Source organism: Streptomyces sp. NPDC051136 (genome assembly GCF_044455745.1).
Taxonomy (GTDB): Bacteria; Actinomycetota; Actinomycetes; order Streptomycetales; family Streptomycetaceae; genus Streptomyces.
This window is the reverse complement of the sequence record NZ_JBITFE010000015.1, coordinates 101,915-120,759: the sequence shown is the minus strand read 5'-3', so window position 1 is coordinate 120,759 and position 18,845 is coordinate 101,915. Positions and strand designations below refer to the sequence as shown.

Here is an 18,845-nt window from a genome sequence, read left to right as displayed (position 1 = left end):
CGCCAGCGCCCATCGCCTGCACGAGACGGAGTGGCACCGGATGCAACACCCAGTGGGTTCTCCGCTGCCGCCGCCCCACCAGACGGGGCACGGACCGGCCCTCGGCTGGTCCCCGGCCGCACACCACCCCGGCCCGCCCCAAGGGCCCGCCCCCGTACCGCCTCCCGCGCCCGGCCACCCCATGGCGCCGCGGCAGGCCCCGGCCCCGCACCCGGGGGCCGTTCCGGGTCCGCACCCGGGACCCGTTCCCGGCCCGCACCAGTCGGCCCCCGCGCCCGGGCACCGCCAGCCGGCCCCCGCGCCGCCCCCGCCGGACTCCACCGGCCACCTCTCGCTGCCGCCCGGCGGTCCGGTGGCCGTGCCCAGCGTGCCGCCCGCCACGGCCGCCGCGCCCGACCCCACCACGACCACGCTCGCGGTGCTGCTCATCGGCCCCGCGGGCGCGGGCAAGACCAGCGTGGCCAAGTACTGGGCGGAGCACCGCCGGGTCCCCACCGCGCACATCAGCCTCGACGACGTCCGTGAGTGGGTCCGCTCCGGCTTCGCCGACCCCCAGACCGGGTGGAACGAGCACTCGGAGGCGCAGTACCGCCTCGCCCGTCGCACCTGCGGCTTCTCCGCGCGCAACTTCCTGGCCAACGGGATCTCCTGCATCCTCGACGACGCGGTCTTCCCGGACCGCCCGGTCGTCGGCCTCGGCGGCTGGAAGCGGCACGTGGGCCCCGGTCTGCTGCCGGTCGTCCTGCTGCCGGGCCTGGACATCGTCCTGGAGCGCAACGCCGAGCGCAGCGGCAACCGGCGCCTCACCGACGAGGAGGTCGCCCGCATCCACGGCCGCATGGCGGGCTGGTACGGCTCCGGCCTCCCCATCATCGACAACTCCCAACTCGACGTCCCGGAAACCGCCCAGCTCCTCGACGAGGTCCTCTCCCGCTCGATGGCCAGCCCCCCGAACTGGTAGACACCGGTAGGGGGCAGCGCCCCCGAAGGGGCGGGACTGCATCGACATGCGGCTCCGCCGCGGGGGCGCGACCAGCCCCCACCGACGGTCGGCCGCCACACGACAGGAAGCGCCACCCCGCACCCCGCATCCCTCGCCCCCGCCCACTCGGCCCACCCAAGCGGCGCCCCCACCGGCGGAGCCATACGCTCGGCTCATGTCAGAGGTCTACGCGGCCCGCCGGACGCGCCTACGGGAACGCTGCAACGCGGGCGGCAGCGCGGCGGCGCTCGTCTCCCGCCCCGCCAACGTGCGCTATCTCGCGGGTGCCGCCCCGCACGGCGCCGTACTGCTGCTCGGCAGGACCGAGGACCTGCTGGTCTGCTCGGGCCCCCCGGACGACCGGCCCACGCAGGGCCGTCCCGACGAGACGCTGCCGGTACGGACACTGCCGGGACCGGGCGGTGATCCGGCCGTCACGGCCACCGGACTCGCCGCGGAACAGGGCGCCGAGTCCCTCGCCACGGAGGACCACCACCTCACCGTGGTCCGGCACCGGTCCATGGGCTCGGTCGCGCCCCGGCTGCGTCTGACCGACCTCGGACAGGCCGTCGAGCAGCTCCGGGTGGTCAAGGACGAGGAGGAGATCTCCTGCCTGCGCATCGGCGCCGAGATCGCCGACCAGGCCCTCGGCGAACTGCTGGAATCCATCCTGGTCGGCCGTACCGAACGGCACCTCGCCCTGGAGCTGGAGCGCCGCCTCGTCGACCACGGCGCCGACGGCCCCGCCTTCCCCACCTCCGTGGGCACCGGCCCCAACTCGGGACGCCGGGGCCACCGGCCCACCGACCGGCGGGTGGAGGAGGGCGACTTCCTCTCCGTGTGCCTGGGCGCGACGTACCGCGGCTACCGCTGCGAGATCGGCCGCACGTTCGTGATCGGCACCTCGCCGGCCGACTGGCAGATCGAGCTGTACGACCTCGTCTTCTCCGCCCAGCGGGCCGGGCGTGAGGCCCTCGTACCCGGTGCCGCCTGCCGTGATGTGGACCGCGCCGCCCGCCAGGCACTGGACTCCGCGGGGTACGCGGAGAACCTTCCGGCCCTCACCGGTCACGGGGTCGGACTCGAAATCGACGAGGACCCGCAACTGGCCCCCGCGGCCATGGGTAAACTGGACGCTTGTGTGCCGGTCACCGTCGAACCGGGGGTCCACCTCCCGGGCCGGGGCGGGGTCCGGATCGATGACACGCTCGTCGTGCGCCCCGAGGCGGACGGCGGACCCGAGCTACTCACCATCACGACCAAGGAGCTGCTCGCGCTCTAGCCTCGCGCTGTGCGTACGCTCCCGGGTCGTCCACGTCAGTCCAGTCCAGGAGATTCCGCAACCGTGGCTTCCACGAACGACCTCAAGAACGGCCTGGTGCTCAAGCTCGAAGGCGGCCAGCTCTGGTCCGTCGTCGAGTTCCAGCACGTCAAGCCCGGCAAGGGCCCGGCCTTCGTGCGCACCAAGCTGAAGAACGTGCTTTCCGGCAAGGTGGTCGACAAGACCTTCAACGCCGGCGTCAAGGTCGAGACGGCCACTGTCGACAAGCGTGACATGCAGTTCTCCTACATGGACGGCGACTACTTCGTCTTCATGGACATGGAGACGTACGACCAGCTGATGATCGACCGCAAGGTCGTCGGCGACGCCGCCAACTTCCTCATCGAGGGCTTCGAGGCCACCGTCGCGCAGCACGAGGGCGAGGTCCTCTTCGTCGAGCTGCCTGCCGCCGTCGAGCTGACCATCCAGGAGACCGAGCCGGGCGTCCAGGGCGACCGCTCCACGGGCGGCACCAAGCCGGCCACGCTGGAGACCGGTCACCAGATCAACGTCCCGCTCTTCATCACCACCGGTGAGAAGATCAAGGTCGACACCCGCGACAGCAGCTACCTCGGCCGGGTGAACAGCTAACCGTGGCTGCTCGCAACACGGCCCGCAAGCGCGCCTTCCAGATCCTCTTCGAGGGCGATCAGCGCGGCGCCGACGTCCTGACGGTGCTCGCCGACTGGGTCCGGCACTCCCGGTCCGACACCCGGCAGCCGCCGGTGAGCGAGTACACGATGGAGCTGGTCGAGGGCTACGCCGAGCGCGCCGCGCGCATCGACGAGCTGATCGCGCAGTACTCCGTCGACTGGACGCTCGACCGCATGCCGGTCGTCGACCGCAACATCCTGCGCCTGGGCGCGTACGAGCTGATCTGGGTCGACGCGACCCCGGACGCCGTCGTCCTGGACGAGATGGTGCAGTTGGCGAAGGAGTTCTCCACGGACGACTCGCCCGCGTTCGTCAACGGCCTGCTGGGCCGGCTGAAGGACCTGAAGCCCTCACTGCGCCGCGAGTAGCTCCGCAGGGCTTGCGGAGAGACGCGGCGCCGTAGGGGTGCGGTGGGGGAGCGGCTGCGGGTCGTCCGTGGCTGGTCGCGCCCACGCGGCGGTAGCCGCAAGATCGGCACAGCACCGCGCCCCTCACGGGGCGCCGCACCTACGCATCAAAAACCGCCGGGGGGGGGGGGGGCCCCCCCCCCCCCCCCCCCCCCCCCCCCCCCCCCCGGCGGCACGTTTCTGCTGAGGCGGCAGAGGCTCAGAGCTCCTCGTGGGAGGCCACCGCGCGGCGTGCGTCCGCGTCCAGCACGCCCCAGCTGATCAGCTGCTCGGTGAGGACGGAGGGCGACTGGTCGTAAATGACGGCGAGCGTGCGCAGGTCGTCCTGGCGGATCGAGAGCACCTTGCCGTTGTAGTCACCGCGCTGCGACTGGATCGTGGCCGCGTACCGCTGGAGCGGGCCGGCCTTCTCGGCGGGCACGGTGGCCAGCCGCTCCAGGTCCAGGACCAGCTTCGGCGGCGGCTCGGCGGCTCCGCCCGGAGTGGTGCCCGGCAGCAGCTCCTGTACGGGGACGCCGTAGAAATCCGCCAGCTCGGCGAGGCGCTGCACGGTCACGGCACGGTCGCCGCGCTCGTACGAACCGACCACCACGGCCTTCCAGCGGCCCTGGGACTTCTCCTCGACACCGTGGAGGGAAAGGCCCTGCTGGGTGCGGATGGCCCGGAGCTTGGCCCCGAGCTGTTTGGCGTATTCGCTGGACATATGGCTCCCCGGACAAGGTGTCGACGCGGCAGGCTCTGATGTCGGCCGCGCGGCTGGTAACTCACTGTGAGGTTACGCAGCGTTACTCTCCTGCGTCAAGCCGAATGGTCCGCACCGACGCTTCCGTGGTATTCGCTCTCCGTTGCTCCGAACGGGTGGCCGCGGTGCGGCGAAAGAGTGACGCGGGAGTGTCAGGGGGGTCGCCGACCCGGTCCTGTGGGCCTGGTAGCGTAGGTGGCGCATATCCGACGTCCTTTAAGGTCCGTCCCGTGAGGCGGAGAAGGGGGTCCGTTTCGTATGGACAAGCAACAAGGCAAGCAGCAGGACAGGCTCGGCGGCGCGCAGAGCGACGGGCAGTCGGGCACGCAGTCCGAGGCCCGGCCCGTGCTGGAAGGACCCGACATCGCGCGGGTGCTGACCCGTATCGCCCACGAGATCGTCGAACGCGCCAAGGGCGCCGACGACGTGGTGCTCCTCGGCATTCCGACCCGCGGCGTCTTCCTCGCCCGGCGGCTCGCCGACAAGCTGGAGCAGATCACCGAGCGCAAGATGCCGGTCGGCTCGCTCGACATCACCATGTACCGCGACGACCTGCGCATGCACCCCCCGCGCGCCCTGGCCCGCACCGAGATCCCCGGTGACGGCATCGACGGCCGCCTCGTCGTCCTCGTCGACGACGTGCTCTTCTCCGGCCGCACCATCCGCGCCGCCCTCGACGCGCTCAACGACATCGGCCGCCCGCGCGCGGTGCAGCTCGCCGTCCTCGTCGACCGGGGCCACCGCGAGCTGCCCATCCGCGCCGACTACGTCGGCAAGAACCTCCCCACGTCGCTGCGGGAAGCGGTCAAGGTCCAGCTCGCCGAGGAGGACGGTCGCGACACCGTGCTGCTCGGCGTCAAGCCGGACGCCCCGGGCGCCCACCCGTAACACCCCGCGTACGCGCCCACCCGTGCCGTACGCCCGCTCGGCGCGCCCCCGCACGCGCCCGGGCGCCCGAATTATCCCGCTCTTCCGCATGACTCGCCTACGGAGCCTGACAGATGCAGCGTCATCTCATCTCGGCCGCCGACCTCACCCGCGACGACGCCGTCCTGATCCTCGACACCGCCGAGGAGATGGCCCGGGTCGCGGACCGGCCGATCAAGAAACTGCCCACCCTGCGCGGCCGTACCGTCGTCAACCTCTTCTTCGAGGACTCCACCCGGACCCGGATCTCCTTCGAGGCCGCCGAGAAGCGGCTGTCGGCGGACGTCATCAACTTCACCGCCAAGGGCTCCAGCGTCTCCAAGGGCGAGTCGCTCAAGGACACCGCGCAGACGCTGGAGGCCATGGGCGTCGACGCCGTCGTCATCCGGCACGGCGCCTCCGGCGCGCCCTACCGCCTGGCCACCTCCGGGTGGATCGACGCCCACGTCATCAACGCGGGCGACGGCACCCACCAGCACCCCACCCAGGCCCTGCTGGACGCCTTCACCATGCGCCGGCGCCTGGTCGGCCCCGACGCCGGGCTCGGCAAGGACCTCGACGGCCGCCGCGTCACCCTGGTCGGCGACATCCTGCACAGCCGCGTGGCCCGTTCCAACGTCGACCTGCTGCACACCCTCGGCGCCGAGGTCACCCTGGTCGCGCCGCCCACCCTGCTGCCGGTCGGCGTCGAGACCTGGCCCTGCGAGGTCTCCTACGACCTCGACTCGACACTGACCAAGTCCGACGCGGTGATGCTGCTGCGCGTGCAGCGCGAGCGCATGAACGCCGCGTTCTTCCCGACCGAGCGCGAGTACTCCCGCCGCTACGGCCTCGACGGCGACCGCATGGCCAAGATGCCCGACCACGCCATCGTGATGCACCCCGGCCCGATGGTCCGCGGCATGGAGATCACCGCCGAGGTCGCCGACTCCGGCCGCTGCACCGTCGTCGAGCAGGTCACCAACGGCGTCTCCGTCCGGATGGCCGTCCTCTACCTGCTGCTCGGCGGCGCCGAGCCCGCCGTGACCCACGCCCGCCCCACCGAGGAGAAGTAAGACGATGAGCAAGACCCTGATCCGCGGTGCGAAGGTGCTCGGCGGCGAGCCGCAGGACGTCCTGATCGACGGCACCGTCGTCGAGGCGGTCGGCCGGGGCCTGTCCGCCGAGGGCGCCGAGGTGATCGAGGCCGGCGGCAAGGTGCTGCTGCCCGGCCTGGTCGACCTCCACACCCACCTGCGCGAGCCCGGCCGCGAGGACTCCGAGACCGTCCTCACCGGCACCCGCGCCGCGGCGAGCGGCGGCTACACCAACGTGTTCGCCATGGCCAACACCTTTCCGGTCGCCGACACGGCCGGCGTCGTCGAGCAGGTCTGGCGGCTCGGCCAGGAGTCCGGCTACTGCGACGTGCAGCCCATCGGCGCCGTCACCGTCGGCCTGGAGGGGGCCAAGCTCGCCGAGCTGGGCGCCATGCACGAGTCCGCGGCCGGCGTCACCGTCTTCTCCGACGACGGCAAGTGCGTCCACGACGCCGTGATCATGCGGCGCGCCCTGGAGTACGTGAAGGCCTTCGGCGGCGTCGTCGCCCAGCACGCCCAGGAGCCCCGGCTCACCGAGGGCGCCCAGATGAACGAGGGTGTCGTCTCCGCCGAGCTGGGCCTGGGCGGCTGGCCCGCCGTCGCCGAGGAGTCGATCATCGCCCGGGACGTGCTGCTCGCCGAGCACGTCGGCTCCCGCGTCCACATCTGCCACCTGTCGACCGCCGGCAGCGTCGAGATCGTCCGCTGGGCCAAGTCCCGCGGCATCGACGTCACCGCCGAGGTCACCCCGCACCACCTGCTCCTCACCGACGAGCTGGTCCGGTCGTACGACCCGGTCTACAAGGTCAACCCGCCGCTGCGCACCGAGCGCGACGTCATGGCGCTGCGTGAGGCGCTCGCCGACGGCACGATCGACATCGTCGCCACCGACCACGCCCCGCACCCGCACGAGGACAAGGACTGCGAGTGGGCCGCCGCCGCCATGGGCATGGTCGGCCTGGAGACCGCGCTGTCGGTCGTGCAGGAGACCATGGTGGACACGGGCCTGCTGGACTGGGCCGGCGTCGCCGACCGGATGTCCGTCAAGCCCGCGCAGATCGGACAGGCCACCGGACACGGCCGTCCCGTCTCGGCTGGTGAGCCCGCCAACCTCACCCTCGTCGACACGGCATACCGTGGCCGGGTGGACCCCGCGGGCTTCGCCTCGCGCAGCCGCAACACCCCCTACGAGGGTCGTGAGCTGCCGGGCCGTGTGACGCACACGTGGCTGCGGGGCAGGGCCACGCTCGTCGACGGGAAGCTCACGTGACATCTGTAGCACCGGTAATCCTGCTGGCCGCCGAGAAGGAATCGGCGGAAGTGACCGACTGGGCCGCCCGCGTCGGCTGGGTCGTCGGCCTCGGCCTGTTCGTCGCGCTCGTCTACTGGCTGATGCGCGAGGGCTGGAAGTGGCGCGGCACGCTCCAGAGCGACCTGCCGGACCTCCCCACCGCGCCGGACACGCCCGGCCGGGCCAGACTGACGATGAGCGGCCGCTACCACGGCTCCACCACCGCCGGACAGTGGCTCGACCGCATCGTGGCGCACGGCCTGGGCACCCGCAGCCGGGTCGAGCTCACACTGACGGACGCGGGACTGGACGTGGTGCGCCCCGGCGCCGCCGACTTCTTCGTCCCCGTGGCGGCGCTGCGCGAGGCCCGGCTCGACAAGGGCATCGCCGGCAAGGTCCTCACCGAGGGCGGCCTGCTGGTCGTCACCTGGGCCCACGGCGACAAGCTGATCGACTCCGGCTTCCGCTCCGACCACGCGGCCGAGCACAGCGAGTGGGTCGACACCCTGAACGACATGATCTACAACAAGACGGAAACGGAAGGCGCACGATGACGACCTCCACCAGGGGAGCCCACCGGACTCCCGCCGTACTCGTCCTGGAGGACGGCCGGATCTTCCGCGGCCGAGCCTACGGGGCCGTGGGGGCCACGTTCGGCGAAGCCGTGTTCTCCACCGGCATGACCGGCTACCAGGAGACCCTCACCGACCCGTCGTACCACCGCCAGGTCGTCGTCATGACCGCCCCGCACATCGGGAACACCGGCATCAACGACGAGGACATGGAGTCCAAGAAGATCTGGGTCTCCGGCTACGTGGTGCGCGACCCCGCGCGCGTGCCCTCCAACTGGCGTTCGACGCGCACCCTCGACGAGGAGCTGGCCGCCCAGGGCGTCGTCGGCATCTCCGGCATCGACACCCGCGCCCTCACCCGCCACCTGCGCGAGCGCGGCGCCATGCGCGTCGGCATCTTCTCCGGCAACGCGCTGCCCGACGAGGGCACCATGCTCGCCGAGGTCCGCCAGGCCCCCGAGATGAGCGGCGCCGACCTCTCCGCCGAGGTCGCCACCACCGAGGCGTACGTCGTCCCGGCGATCGGGGACAAGAAGTTCACCGTCGCCGCCGTCGACCTCGGCATCAAGGGCATGACCCCGCACCGCATGGCCGAACGCGGCATCGAGGTGCACGTCCTGCCCGCCACGGCCACCGTCGAGGACGTCTACGCCGTCGAGCCGGACGGCGTGTTCTTCTCCAACGGCCCCGGCGACCCCTCCACCGCCGACCACCCGGTCTCGGTCATGCGGGGCGTCCTGGAGCGCGGCACCCCGCTCTTCGGCATCTGCTTCGGCAACCAGATCCTGGGCCGCGCGCTCGGCTTCGGCACCTTCAAGCTGAAGTACGGCCACCGCGGCATCAACCAGCCGGTGCAGGACCGCACGACCGGGAAGGTCGAGGTCACCGCGCACAACCACGGATTCGCCGTCGACGCCCCGCTCGACCAGGTCTCCGACACCCCCTACGGCCGTGCCGAGGTCTCCCACGTCTGCCTCAACGACAACGTGGTGGAGGGGCTCCAGCTCCTCGACCGGCCGGCTTTCAGCGTCCAGTACCACCCCGAAGCGGCAGCGGGCCCGCACGACGCCGCCTACCTGTTCGACCGCTTCGTGAACCTCATGGAGGGCCAGCGTGCCTAAGCGCACCGATATCCAGTCCGTCCTGGTCATCGGCTCCGGCCCGATCGTCATCGGCCAGGCCGCCGAGTTCGACTACTCCGGCACCCAGGCGTGCCGGGTGCTCAAGGCCGAGGGCCTGCGCGTCGTCCTGGTGAACTCCAACCCGGCGACGATCATGACCGACCCGGAGATCGCCGACGCCACCTACGTCGAGCCGATCACCCCCGAGTTCGTCGAGAAGATCATCGCCAAGGAGCGGCCCGACGCCCTGCTGCCCACCCTGGGCGGCCAGACGGCCCTCAACACCGCCATCTCCCTGCACGGCAACGGCGTCCTGGAGAAGTACGGCGTCGAGCTGATCGGCGCCAACGTCGAGGCCATCAACAAGGGCGAGGACCGCGACCTGTTCAAGGAGGTCGTCGAGGAGGTCCGCAAGAAGACCGGCCACGGCGAGTCCGCGCGCTCCTACATCTGCCACTCCATGGACGACGTCCTCAAGGGCGTCGACGCGCTCGGCGGCTACCCCGTCGTCGTCCGCCCCTCCTTCACCATGGGCGGCGCCGGCTCCGGCTTCGCCCACGACGAGGAGGAGCTGCGCCGCATCGCCGGACAGGGCCTCACCCTCTCGCCGACCACCGAGGTGCTCCTGGAGGAGTCCATCCTCGGCTGGAAGGAGTACGAGCTGGAGCTGATGCGCGACAAGAACGACAACGTCGTGGTCGTCTGCTCCATCGAGAACTTCGACCCCATGGGCGTGCACACCGGCGACTCGATCACGGTGGCGCCCGCGATGACGCTGACCGACCGCGAGTACCAGGTGCTGCGCGACGTCGGCATCGCGATCATCCGCGAGGTCGGCGTCGACACCGGCGGCTGCAACATCCAGTTCGCGGTGAACCCCGAGGACGGCCGCGTCATCGTCATCGAGATGAACCCGCGCGTGTCGCGCTCCTCGGCACTGGCGTCCAAGGCGACCGGCTTCCCCATCGCCAAGATCGCCGCCAAGCTGGCCGTCGGCTACACCCTCGACGAGATCCCGAACGACATCACGCGCGAGACCCCGGCCTCCTTCGAGCCGACCCTCGACTACGTGGTCGTGAAGGCTCCGCGGTTCGCCTTCGAGAAGTTCCCGAGCGCCGACTCCACGCTGACCACGACCATGAAGTCGGTCGGCGAGGCCATGGCCATCGGCCGCAACTTCACCGAGGCCTTCCAGAAGGCGCTGCGCTCGCTGGAGAAGAAGGGCAGCCAGTTCACCTTCGTCGGCGAGACGGGCGACAAGGACGAGCTGCTGCGCGAGGCCGTGCGGCCCACCGACGGCCGCGTCAACACCGTCATGCAGGCCATCCGCGCGGGCGCCACCCCGCAGGAGGTCTTCGACGCCACGAAGATCGACCCCTGGTTCGTCGACCAGCTCTTCCTCATCAAGGAGATCGCCGACGAGATCGCCGGGAGCCGTGAGCTGACCGCCGACCTGCTCGCCGAGGCCAAGCGGCACGGCTTCTCCGACCAGCAGATCGCCGAGATCAGCGGCCTGGGCGAGGACGTGGTCCGCCAGGTGCGGCACGCGCTCGGCGTCCGCCCGGTCTACAAGACGGTCGACACCTGCGCCGCCGAGTTCGCCGCGAAGACGCCGTACTTCTACTCCTCCTACGACGAGGAGACCGAGGTCGCGCCGCGCGAGAAGCCCGCGGTGATCATCCTGGGCTCCGGCCCGAACCGCATCGGCCAGGGCATCGAGTTCGACTACTCCTGCGTCCACGCCTCCTTCGCGCTGTCCGACGCCGGGTACGAGACCGTGATGGTCAACTGCAACCCGGAGACCGTCTCCACCGACTACGACACCTCCGACCGGCTCTACTTCGAGCCGCTCACCCTGGAGGACGTCCTGGAGATCGTCCACGCCGAGCAGCAGGCCGGACCGGTCGCGGGCGTCGTCGTCCAGCTCGGCGGGCAGACCCCGCTCGGCCTGTCGCAGGCGCTGAAGGACAACGGCGTGCCGATCGTCGGCACCTCCCCGGAGGCCATCCACGCCGCCGAGGACCGCGGTGCCTTCGGACGCGTGCTCGCCGAGGCGGGCCTGCCCGCCCCCAAGCACGGCACCGCCACCACCTTCGGCGAGGCCAAGGCCATCGCCGACGAGATCGGCTACCCGGTCCTGGTGCGGCCCTCCTACGTCCTGGGCGGCCGCGGCATGGAGATCGTCTACGACGAGACCCGCCTCGAGGCGTACATCGCCGAGTCGACCGAGATCAGCCCGTCCCGGCCGGTGCTGGTCGACCGCTTCCTCGACGACGCGATCGAGATCGACGTGGACGCCCTGTACGACGGCGAGGAGCTCTACCTCGGCGGCGTCATGGAGCACATCGAGGAGGCCGGCATCCACTCCGGCGACTCGGCGTGCGCGCTGCCCCCGATCACGCTCGGCGGCTTCGACATCAAGCGACTGCGCGCCTCCACCGAGGGCATCGCCAAGGGCGTCGGCGTGCGCGGCCTGATCAACATCCAGTTCGCGCTGGCCGGGGACATCCTCTACGTCCTGGAGGCCAACCCGCGCGCCTCGCGCACCGTCCCCTTCACCTCGAAGGCGACCGCGGTGCCGCTGGCCAAGGCCGCCGCCCGCATCTCGCTGGGCGCGACCGTCGCCGAGCTGCGCGCCGAGGGCCTGCTCCCGGCCGACGGCGACGGCGGCACCCTGCCCCTGGACGCGCCGATCTCCGTCAAGGAGGCCGTCATGCCGTGGTCCCGCTTCCGGGACATCCAGGGCCGCGGCGTCGACACGGTCCTCGGCCCGGAGATGCGCTCCACCGGCGAGGTCATGGGCATCGACTCCGTCTTCGGCACGGCCTACGCCAAGTCGCAGGCGGGCGCCTACGGGCCGCTGCCGACCAAGGGACGGGCGTTCATCTCGGTGGCCAACCGGGACAAGCGCTCGATGATCTTCCCGGCGCGCGAGCTGGTCGCCCACGGCTTCGAGCTGATGGCCACCTCCGGCACCGCCGAGGTCCTCAAGCGCAACGGCATCAACGCCACGGTGGTGCGCAAGCAGTCCGAGGGCACCGGCCCGAACGGCGAGAAGACCATCGTCCAGCTGATCCACGACGGCGAGGTCGACCTCATCGTCAACACCCCGTACGGCACCGGCGGCCGCCTCGACGGCTACGACATCCGTACGGCGGCCGTGGCCCGCTCCGTGCCCTGCCTGACCACGGTCCAGGCGCTGGCGGCGGCGGTGCAGGGCATCGACGCCCTCAACCACGGCGACGTGGGAGTGCGCTCGCTCCAGGAACACGCCGAATTCCTGACCGCGGCCCGCGACTAGCGGCCGTGAAGAGGGGGACACCGGAAACGGTGTCCCCCTCTTCATGAGCCCCGAGCACCACAGAGGCTTCCCGAGGGACACATGTACAAGATCTTCTTCAAGCTCGTCTTCTCCCGCATGGATCCGGAGGCGGCCCACCACCTCGCCTTCCGCTGGATCCGCCTGGCCGTCCGCGTCCCCGTGCTGCGCACCTTCGTCGCCGCCGCGCTCGCACCCCGCCACAAGGAGCTGCGCACCGAGGCCCTGGGCCTGCGCATGCACGGCCCCTTCGGCCTCGCCGCGGGCTTCGACAAGAACGCCGTCGCGATCGACGGCATGGCGATGCTCGGCTTCGACCACGTCGAGATCGGCACGGTCACCGGGGAGCCGCAGCCCGGCAACCCCAGGAAGCGGCTGTTCCGCCTGGTGGCCGACCGGGCGCTGATCAACCGCATGGGCTTCAACAACGACGGCTCGCTGGCCGTGGCGGCGCGTCTGGCCTCCCGCAAGCCCGTCCTCCGCACCGTCGTCGGCGTCAACATCGGCAAGACGAAGGTCGTACCGGAGGAGGAGGCCGTCGGCGACTACGTGAAGTCCGCCGAGCGCCTGGCCCCGCACGCCGACTACCTGGTCGTCAACGTCTCCTCGCCCAACACGCCCGGCCTGCGCAACCTCCAGGCCACCGAGGCGCTGCGTCCGCTGCTCAGCGCGGTCCGCGAGGCCGCCGACCGCGCGGTGACCGCCCGCCGGGTCCCCCTGCTGGTCAAGATCGCCCCCGACCTTGCCGACGAGGACGTGGACGCGGTTGCCGACCTGGCCGTGGAGCTGGGCCTGGACGGCATCATCGCCACCAACACCACCATCGCGCGCGAGGGACTCGGCCTGACCTCCTCTCCCGCCCTCGTGGGGGAGACCGGCGGACTGTCCGGCGCGCCCCTCAAGGCGCGGTCCCTGGAGGTGCTGCGGCGCCTCTACGCGCGCGTGGGCGACCGCATCACCCTGGTGGGCGTCGGCGGCGTCGAGACCGCCGAGGACGCCTGGCAGCGCATCCTGGCCGGCGCCACGCTGGTCCAGGGCTACAGCGCGTTCATCTACGAGGGGCCCTTCTGGGGCCGTGCGATCCACAAGGGGCTCGCCGCGCGCCTGCGGCAGAGCCCGTACGCCACCCTCGCCGACGCGGTCGGCGCCGACGTGAGGAAACCCCGATGACCAGCATCACGGTGCTCGAGCCCTTCGGTGCCCGGCTGCGCCGCGCGATGGACGAGCGCGGTCCCCTGTGCGTCGGCATCGACCCGCACGCCTCCCTGCTCGCCGAGTGGGGCCTGAACGACGACGTGGCCGGTCTCGAGCGCTTCAGCCGCACCGTCGTGGAGGCGGTGGCCGACCGGGTGGCCGTGCTCAAGCCGCAGAGCGCCTTCTTCGAGCGGTTCGGCTCGCGCGGCGTCGCCGTGCTGGAGAAGGCGGTGGAGGAGGCTCGGGCGGCCGGTGCGCTGGTCGTGATGGACGCCAAGCGCGGCGACATCGGCTCGACCATGGCCGCGTACGCCGAGTCGTTCCTGCGCAAGGACGCCCCGCTGTTCTCGGACGCCCTGACCGTCTCCCCGTACCTCGGCTACGGCTCCCTGAAGCCCGCCGTCGACCTGGCGCGCGAGAGCGGTGCGGGCCTGTTCGTGCTGGCGCTGACCTCCAACCCGGAGGGCGGCGAGGTCCAGCACGCGGTGCGGGACGGCGGACGGAACGTCGGCGCGACGATGCTGGCCCACCTGGCCGCCGAGAACGCGGGGGAGGAGCCGCTGGGCTCCTTCGGCGCGGTGGTCGGTGCCACGCTCGGGGACCTGTCCGCGTACGACCTGGCCATCAACGGTCCGCTGCTGGCCCCCGGCATCGGTGCCCAGGGCGCCACGCCCGCGGACCTGCCGCGCGTGTTCGGGGCCGCGGCGGGCAACGTGGTGCCGAGCGCCAGCCGGGGTGTGCTTCGTCACGGTCCCGATGTGGGCGCTTTGCGGAGGGCCGCCGACCGTTTCGCGGCGGAGATCCGGACCGCGGTCACGACGCCCTGACTCTGGATACATCCTCAAATCAGAGGGAGTATGTCCTAAATGTCTGGCCTGACGGAGGCTGACCAGGACTTTTCCGCTGTTCTCGCTGACTCTGGCGGACTTGACCGCTAGTCTCCGTCGAGAGTCAACGGGCAAGCGTGTTGCTCGCGGCTCACCAGGTGAGGGGCGACTAGGTTCCTCACCGGTCCGTATCCGACAGTTCGACATCCGAGGTGACGTAGGCGTGGCTCTTCCGCCCCTTACCCCTGAACAGCGCGCAGCCGCGCTCGAAAAGGCCGCCGCGGCTCGCCGGGAGCGGGCCGAGGTCAAGAATCGACTCAAGCACTCCGGCGCCTCCCTCCACGAGGTCATCAAGCAGGGTCAGGAGAACGACGTCATCGGCAAGATGAAGGTCTCCGCCCTTCTCGAGTCCCTGCCGGGCGTGGGCAAAGTCCGCGCCAAGCAGATCATGGAGCGACTGGGCATCTCCGAGAGCCGTCGCGTGCGCGGTCTCGGGTCCAACCAGATCGCGTCCCTGGAGCGAGAGTTCGGCAGCACCGGCAGCTGAGTCCGGACCACTCCGGGATTGCTGGAATAATCGCCGTATGGCTGCAACACCCCGGGGGACGTCCCCCGTACCCCCGGACGCACGTCCGCGGCTGACCGTGCTCTCCGGCCCCTCCGGGGTCGGCAAGAGCACGGTCGTCGCCCATATGCGCAAGGCGCATCCCGAGGTATGGCTGTCGGTCTCCGCGACGACGCGCAAGCCCCGCCCCGGAGAGCAGCACGGTGTCCACTACTTCTTCGTCAGCGACGAGGAGATGGACAAGCTGATCGCCAACGGTGAGCTGCTGGAGTGGGCCGAGTTCGCCGGCAACCGCTACGGCACGCCGCGCACGGCGGTGCTGGAGCGCCTGGAGGCCGGTGAGCCGGTCCTCCTGGAGATCGACCTCCAGGGAGCACGGCAGGTCCGCGCCTCCATGCCCGAATCCCGCCTCGTGTTCCTGGCCCCGCCCTCCTGGGACGAGCTGGTGCGCAGGCTCACCGGCCGGGGCACCGAACCGCCGGAGGTCATCGAGCGCCGCCTCGCCGCGGCCAGGGTGGAGCTGGCGGCCGAGCCGGAGTTCGACCAGACGCTGGTGAACACCTCCGTCGAGGACGTGGCGCGCGAGCTGCTAGCCTTGACGAACGTCGTGTGATCGTCACTGTTCGTCCTGCGATCGTCCCGACTGAATCTTTCCCATCCATCGGAAGGTAGAGCGTGTCCTCTTCCATCTCCGCGCCCGAGGGCATCATCAACCCGCCGATCGACGAGCTCCTCGAGGCCACGGACTCGAAGTACAGCCTCGTGATCTACGCGGCCAAGCGGGCCCGCCAGATCAACGCGTACTACTCGCAGCTCGGTGAGGGCCTCCTCGAGTACGTCGGTCCGCTCGTCGACACCCACGTCCACGAGAAGCCGCTCTCGATCGCCCTGCGCGAGATCAACGCGGGGCTGCTGACCTCCGAGGCCATCGAGGGCCCGGCGCAGTAACACCAGCAGCATCGGCGGTAGTATCTTCAGCCTTACGCTGACTTATCCACAGGCCCGGCAGCCCGACTGTCGGGCCTGTGGTGTGTGATGGGACGTGCGCGCACTCCGAGCGCGTCATCCGAGCCGGGGAGAGACGGTGGACAAGCCCAAGGTCGTTCTGGGGGTCAGCGGCGGCATCGCCGCGTACAAGGCCTGTGAGCTGCTGCGCAGACTCACCGAGTCCGGGCACGAGGTCCGCGTCGTCCCCACCGCGTCCGCGCTGCACTTCGTGGGCGCCGCCACCTGGTCCGCCCTGTCCGGCAACCCCGTGTCGACGGAGGTCTGGGCCGACGTCCACGAGGTCCCGCACGTCCGGATCGGCCAGCACGCCGACCTGGTCGTCGTCGCCCCGGCCACCGCCGACATGCTCGCCAAGGCGGCTCACGGCCTGGCCGACGACCTGCTCACCAACACCCTGCTCACGGCCCGCTGCCCGGTCGTCTTCGCCCCGGCGATGCACACCGAGATGTGGGAACACCCGGCCACCCAGGAGAACGTGGCGACGCTCCGCCGCCGCGGCGCCGTCGTGATCGAACCGGCCGTCGGCCGCCTCACCGGCGTCGACACCGGCAAGGGCCGGCTGCCCGACCCGGGCGAGATCTTCGAGGTCTGCCGCCGGGTCCTCGCCCGCGGGGTGCGCGAGCCCGACCTCACCGGGCGGCACGTCGTCGTCAGCGCCGGCGGCACCCGGGAGCCCCTGGACCCGGTCCGCTTCCTCGGCAACCGCTCCTCCGGCAAGCAGGGCTACGCCCTCGCCCGCACCGCTGCCGCCCGCGGCGCCCGCGTCACGCTGGTCGCGGCGAACGCGGCCATGCCCGACCCGGCCGGTGTGGACGTGGTGCGGGTCGGCACGGCGGTGGAGCTGCGCGAGGCGATGCTGCGCGCCGCGGCGGACGCCGACGCCGTCGTCATGGCCGCGGCGGTGGCCGACTTCCGGCCGGCGACGTACGCCACCGGGAAGATCAAGAAGCAGGACGGCCAGGAGCCCGCGCCGATCGCCCTGGTGCGTAATCCGGACATCCTCGCGGAGATCTCCGGGACCCGGGCCCGCTCCGGACAGGTGATCGTCGGCTTCGCCGCCGAGACCGACGACGTCCTGGCCAACGGACGGGCCAAGCTGAAACGGAAGGGCTGCGACCTCCTCGTGGTGAACGAGGTGGGGGAGCGCAAGACCTTCGGTTCCGAGGAGAACGAGGCGGTGGTCCTGGGCGCCGACGGCAGCGAGACGCCGGTCGCCCACGGCCCGAAGGAAGCTCTGGCCGACACCGTCTGGGATCTCGTCGTCCGCCGTCTGGAGTGAATGACCCATTCGCTCGAAGACGCTCCGAAGACGGCGCATTCCAGCGTGGCGCCCCTGGCCAAGGGGGCTTCCTTCTGGGCAGAATGCCCGTGCCGCAGGTCACAGCCCTCCCGAGAGCTGAGACAGGTGGGCCCGCGGCAGAGTGCGACCGATAAACTGTTCTCGGACGTCGCCGGGTGCAGCTCCCCGTGCCGTCCACAAATGATCAGCCAGCAGCCGCTGCAACCCCAGGGAGCGTTGTGTCCCGTCGCCTGTTCACCTCGGAGTCCGTGACCGAAGGTCACCCCGACAAGATCGCTGACCAGATCAGCGACACGATTCTCGACGCGCTTCTGCGTGAGGACCCGACCTCTCGGGTCGCCGTCGAAACCCTGATCACCACCGGTCTGGTGCACGTGGCCGGTGAGGTCACCACCAAGGCCTACGCGGACATCGCCAACCTGGTCCGCGGAAAGATCCTGGAGATCGGCTACGACTCCTCCAAGAAGGGCTTCGACGGCGCCTCCTGCGGCGTCTCGGTCTCCATCGGCGCGCAGTCCCCGGACATCGCGCAGGGTGTCGACACGGCGTACGAGAACCGGGTCGAGGGCGACGAGGACGAGCTGGACCGTCAGGGCGCCGGCGACCAGGGCCTGATGTTCGGCTACGCGTCCGACGAGACGCCGACGCTGATGCCGCTGCCGGTCTTCCTGGCGCACCGCCTGTCCAAGCGCCTGTCCGAGGTCCGCAAGAACGGCACCATCCCCTACCTGCGCCCGGACGGCAAGACCCAGGTCACCATCGAGTACGACGGTGACAAGGCGGTCCGCCTGGACACGGTCGTCGTCTCCTCGCAGCACGCGAGCGACATCGACCTGGAGTCGCTGCTGGCACCGGACATCAAGGAGTTCGTCGTCGAGCCGGAGCTGAGGGCGCTCCTGGAGGACGGCATCAAGATCGACACGGAGAACTACCGCCTCCTGGTCAACCCGACCGGTCGCTTCGAGATCGGCGGTCCGATGGGCGACGCCGGCCTGACCGGCCGCAAGATCATCATCGACACGTACGGCGGCATGGCCCGCCACGGCGGCGGCGCCTTCTCCGGCAAGGACCCGTCGAAGGTCGACCGCTCCGCGGCGTACGCGATGCGCTGGGTCGCCAAGAACGTCGTGGCCGCCGGCCTCGCCGCCCGCTGCGAGGTCCAGGTCGCCTACGCGATCGGCAAGGCCGAGCCGGTCGGTCTGTTCGTGGAGACCTTCGGCACCGCCAAGGTCGACGCCGAGAAGATCGAGAAGGCGATCGACGAGGTCTTCGACCTGCGCCCGGCCGCCATCATCCGCGACCTCGACCTGCTCCGCCCGATCTACGCCCAGACCGCGGCGTACGGTCACTTCGGCCGTGAGCTGCCCGACTTCACCTGGGAGCGCACGGACCGCGTGGACGCGCTGCGCGAGGCCGCGGGCCTGTAGGCACGACTCCGGGCGCCGGCGCGCCCGACGGCACATGAAGAGGCCCGGTGCCCCCGACGGGGGCACCGGGCCTCTTGGCACGCTCAGGACCCCGTCGGCGCTGTCAGTGGTC

Annotated in this window: 18 protein-coding genes; 17 read left to right on the top strand and 1 reads right to left on the bottom strand. The window is 71.1% G+C overall.

The genetic code is table 11. The features are described 5' to 3' along the window. Positions 1–40 precede the first annotated feature (40 nt). The 4 genes from ACIBCJ_RS33785 (at position 41) to nusB (ending at position 3,325) form a co-directional block, all read left to right on the top strand. A complete protein-coding gene (locus ACIBCJ_RS33785; protein WP_365980549.1) occupies positions 41–961 on the top strand; it encodes a Pro-rich N-terminal domain-containing protein in 921 nt (306 codons plus the stop codon). A gap of 196 nt (positions 962–1,157) precedes the next feature. Beyond that, positions 1,158–2,264 (top strand): aminopeptidase P family protein, encoded by a 1,107-nt coding sequence (locus tag ACIBCJ_RS33780; RefSeq protein ID WP_365980548.1) that lies wholly within the window; start codon positions 1,158–1,160, stop codon positions 2,262–2,264. A 63-nt stretch (positions 2,265–2,327) separates the two neighbouring features. Beyond that, the gene (efp, locus tag ACIBCJ_RS33775; protein ID WP_133888125.1) at positions 2,328–2,894 is read left to right on the top strand and encodes an elongation factor P; all 567 of its coding nucleotides are present in this window, start codon (positions 2,328–2,330) and stop codon (positions 2,892–2,894) included. 2 nt (positions 2,895–2,896) lie between these two features. Beyond that, positions 2,897–3,325, top strand: a complete 429-nt coding sequence (gene nusB, locus ACIBCJ_RS33770) for a transcription antitermination factor NusB (RefSeq protein ID WP_133888126.1) — start codon at positions 2,897–2,899, stop codon at positions 3,323–3,325. 238 nt (positions 3,326–3,563) lie between these two features. Here the strand turns inward: nusB and bldD are convergent, their stop codons facing one another. After that, positions 3,564–4,067, bottom strand: coding sequence for a transcriptional regulator BldD (gene bldD / locus ACIBCJ_RS33765; RefSeq protein ID WP_007447547.1), 504 nt, complete (start codon positions 4,065–4,067; stop codon positions 3,564–3,566). 297 nt (positions 4,068–4,364) lie between these two features. Here bldD and pyrR point away from each other — a divergent pair, with 297 nt between their 5' ends. From pyrR to metK, 13 genes are all read left to right on the top strand, one after another. Then, positions 4,365–4,994: a bifunctional pyr operon transcriptional regulator/uracil phosphoribosyltransferase PyrR gene (gene pyrR, locus ACIBCJ_RS33760; RefSeq protein ID WP_365980547.1), complete on the top strand. Its 630-nt coding sequence runs from the start codon at positions 4,365–4,367 to the stop codon at positions 4,992–4,994. A 113-nt stretch (positions 4,995–5,107) separates the two neighbouring features. After that, positions 5,108–6,088 (top strand): aspartate carbamoyltransferase catalytic subunit, encoded by a 981-nt coding sequence (locus tag ACIBCJ_RS33755; RefSeq protein ID WP_061445774.1) that lies wholly within the window; start codon positions 5,108–5,110, stop codon positions 6,086–6,088. A 4-nt stretch (positions 6,089–6,092) separates the two neighbouring features. After that, positions 6,093–7,379, top strand: coding sequence for a dihydroorotase (locus ACIBCJ_RS33750; protein ID WP_362097014.1), 1,287 nt, complete (start codon positions 6,093–6,095; stop codon positions 7,377–7,379). Further along, positions 7,376–7,954 (top strand): hypothetical protein, encoded by a 579-nt coding sequence (locus tag ACIBCJ_RS33745; protein WP_365980546.1) that lies wholly within the window; start codon positions 7,376–7,378, stop codon positions 7,952–7,954. The genes ACIBCJ_RS33750 and ACIBCJ_RS33745 overlap by 4 nt, the downstream gene beginning before the upstream one ends. After that, the gene (gene carA / locus ACIBCJ_RS33740; protein ID WP_362097008.1) at positions 7,951–9,093 is read left to right on the top strand and encodes a glutamine-hydrolyzing carbamoyl-phosphate synthase small subunit; all 1,143 of its coding nucleotides are present in this window, start codon (positions 7,951–7,953) and stop codon (positions 9,091–9,093) included. Before ACIBCJ_RS33745 ends, carA begins: the two co-directional genes overlap by 4 nt. Continuing rightward, on the top strand, positions 9,086–12,394 hold the full coding sequence (gene carB, locus ACIBCJ_RS33735; RefSeq protein ID WP_362097005.1) for a carbamoyl-phosphate synthase large subunit: 3,309 nt from the start codon (positions 9,086–9,088) through the stop codon (positions 12,392–12,394). Before carA ends, carB begins: the two co-directional genes overlap by 8 nt. An 81-nt stretch (positions 12,395–12,475) precedes the next feature. Beyond that, positions 12,476–13,582, top strand: coding sequence for a quinone-dependent dihydroorotate dehydrogenase (locus ACIBCJ_RS33730; RefSeq protein WP_362513881.1), 1,107 nt, complete (start codon positions 12,476–12,478; stop codon positions 13,580–13,582). A 5-nt stretch (positions 13,583–13,587) separates the two neighbouring features. Next, positions 13,588–14,433: an orotidine-5'-phosphate decarboxylase gene (gene pyrF / locus ACIBCJ_RS33725; RefSeq protein WP_362513889.1), complete on the top strand. Its 846-nt coding sequence runs from the start codon at positions 13,588–13,590 to the stop codon at positions 14,431–14,433. Between the two features lie 223 nt (positions 14,434–14,656). Then, the gene (locus ACIBCJ_RS33720) at positions 14,657–14,980 is read left to right on the top strand and encodes an integration host factor (RefSeq protein WP_003977346.1); all 324 of its coding nucleotides are present in this window, start codon (positions 14,657–14,659) and stop codon (positions 14,978–14,980) included. Positions 14,981–15,017: 37 nt separating this feature from the next. Further along, the gene (gmk, locus tag ACIBCJ_RS33715; protein ID WP_362096999.1) at positions 15,018–15,611 is read left to right on the top strand and encodes a guanylate kinase; all 594 of its coding nucleotides are present in this window, start codon (positions 15,018–15,020) and stop codon (positions 15,609–15,611) included. Between the two features lie 62 nt (positions 15,612–15,673). Continuing rightward, positions 15,674–15,946, top strand: coding sequence for a DNA-directed RNA polymerase subunit omega (rpoZ, locus tag ACIBCJ_RS33710; RefSeq protein ID WP_003977348.1), 273 nt, complete (start codon positions 15,674–15,676; stop codon positions 15,944–15,946). Between the two features lie 136 nt (positions 15,947–16,082). Beyond that, positions 16,083–17,285, top strand: a complete 1,203-nt coding sequence (gene coaBC, locus ACIBCJ_RS33705) for a bifunctional phosphopantothenoylcysteine decarboxylase/phosphopantothenate--cysteine ligase CoaBC (protein ID WP_362096994.1) — start codon at positions 16,083–16,085, stop codon at positions 17,283–17,285. A 239-nt stretch (positions 17,286–17,524) separates the two neighbouring features. Further along, positions 17,525–18,733, top strand: coding sequence for a methionine adenosyltransferase (gene metK / locus ACIBCJ_RS33700; RefSeq protein ID WP_133888135.1), 1,209 nt, complete (start codon positions 17,525–17,527; stop codon positions 18,731–18,733). Positions 18,734–18,845: the final 112 nt, after the last annotated feature.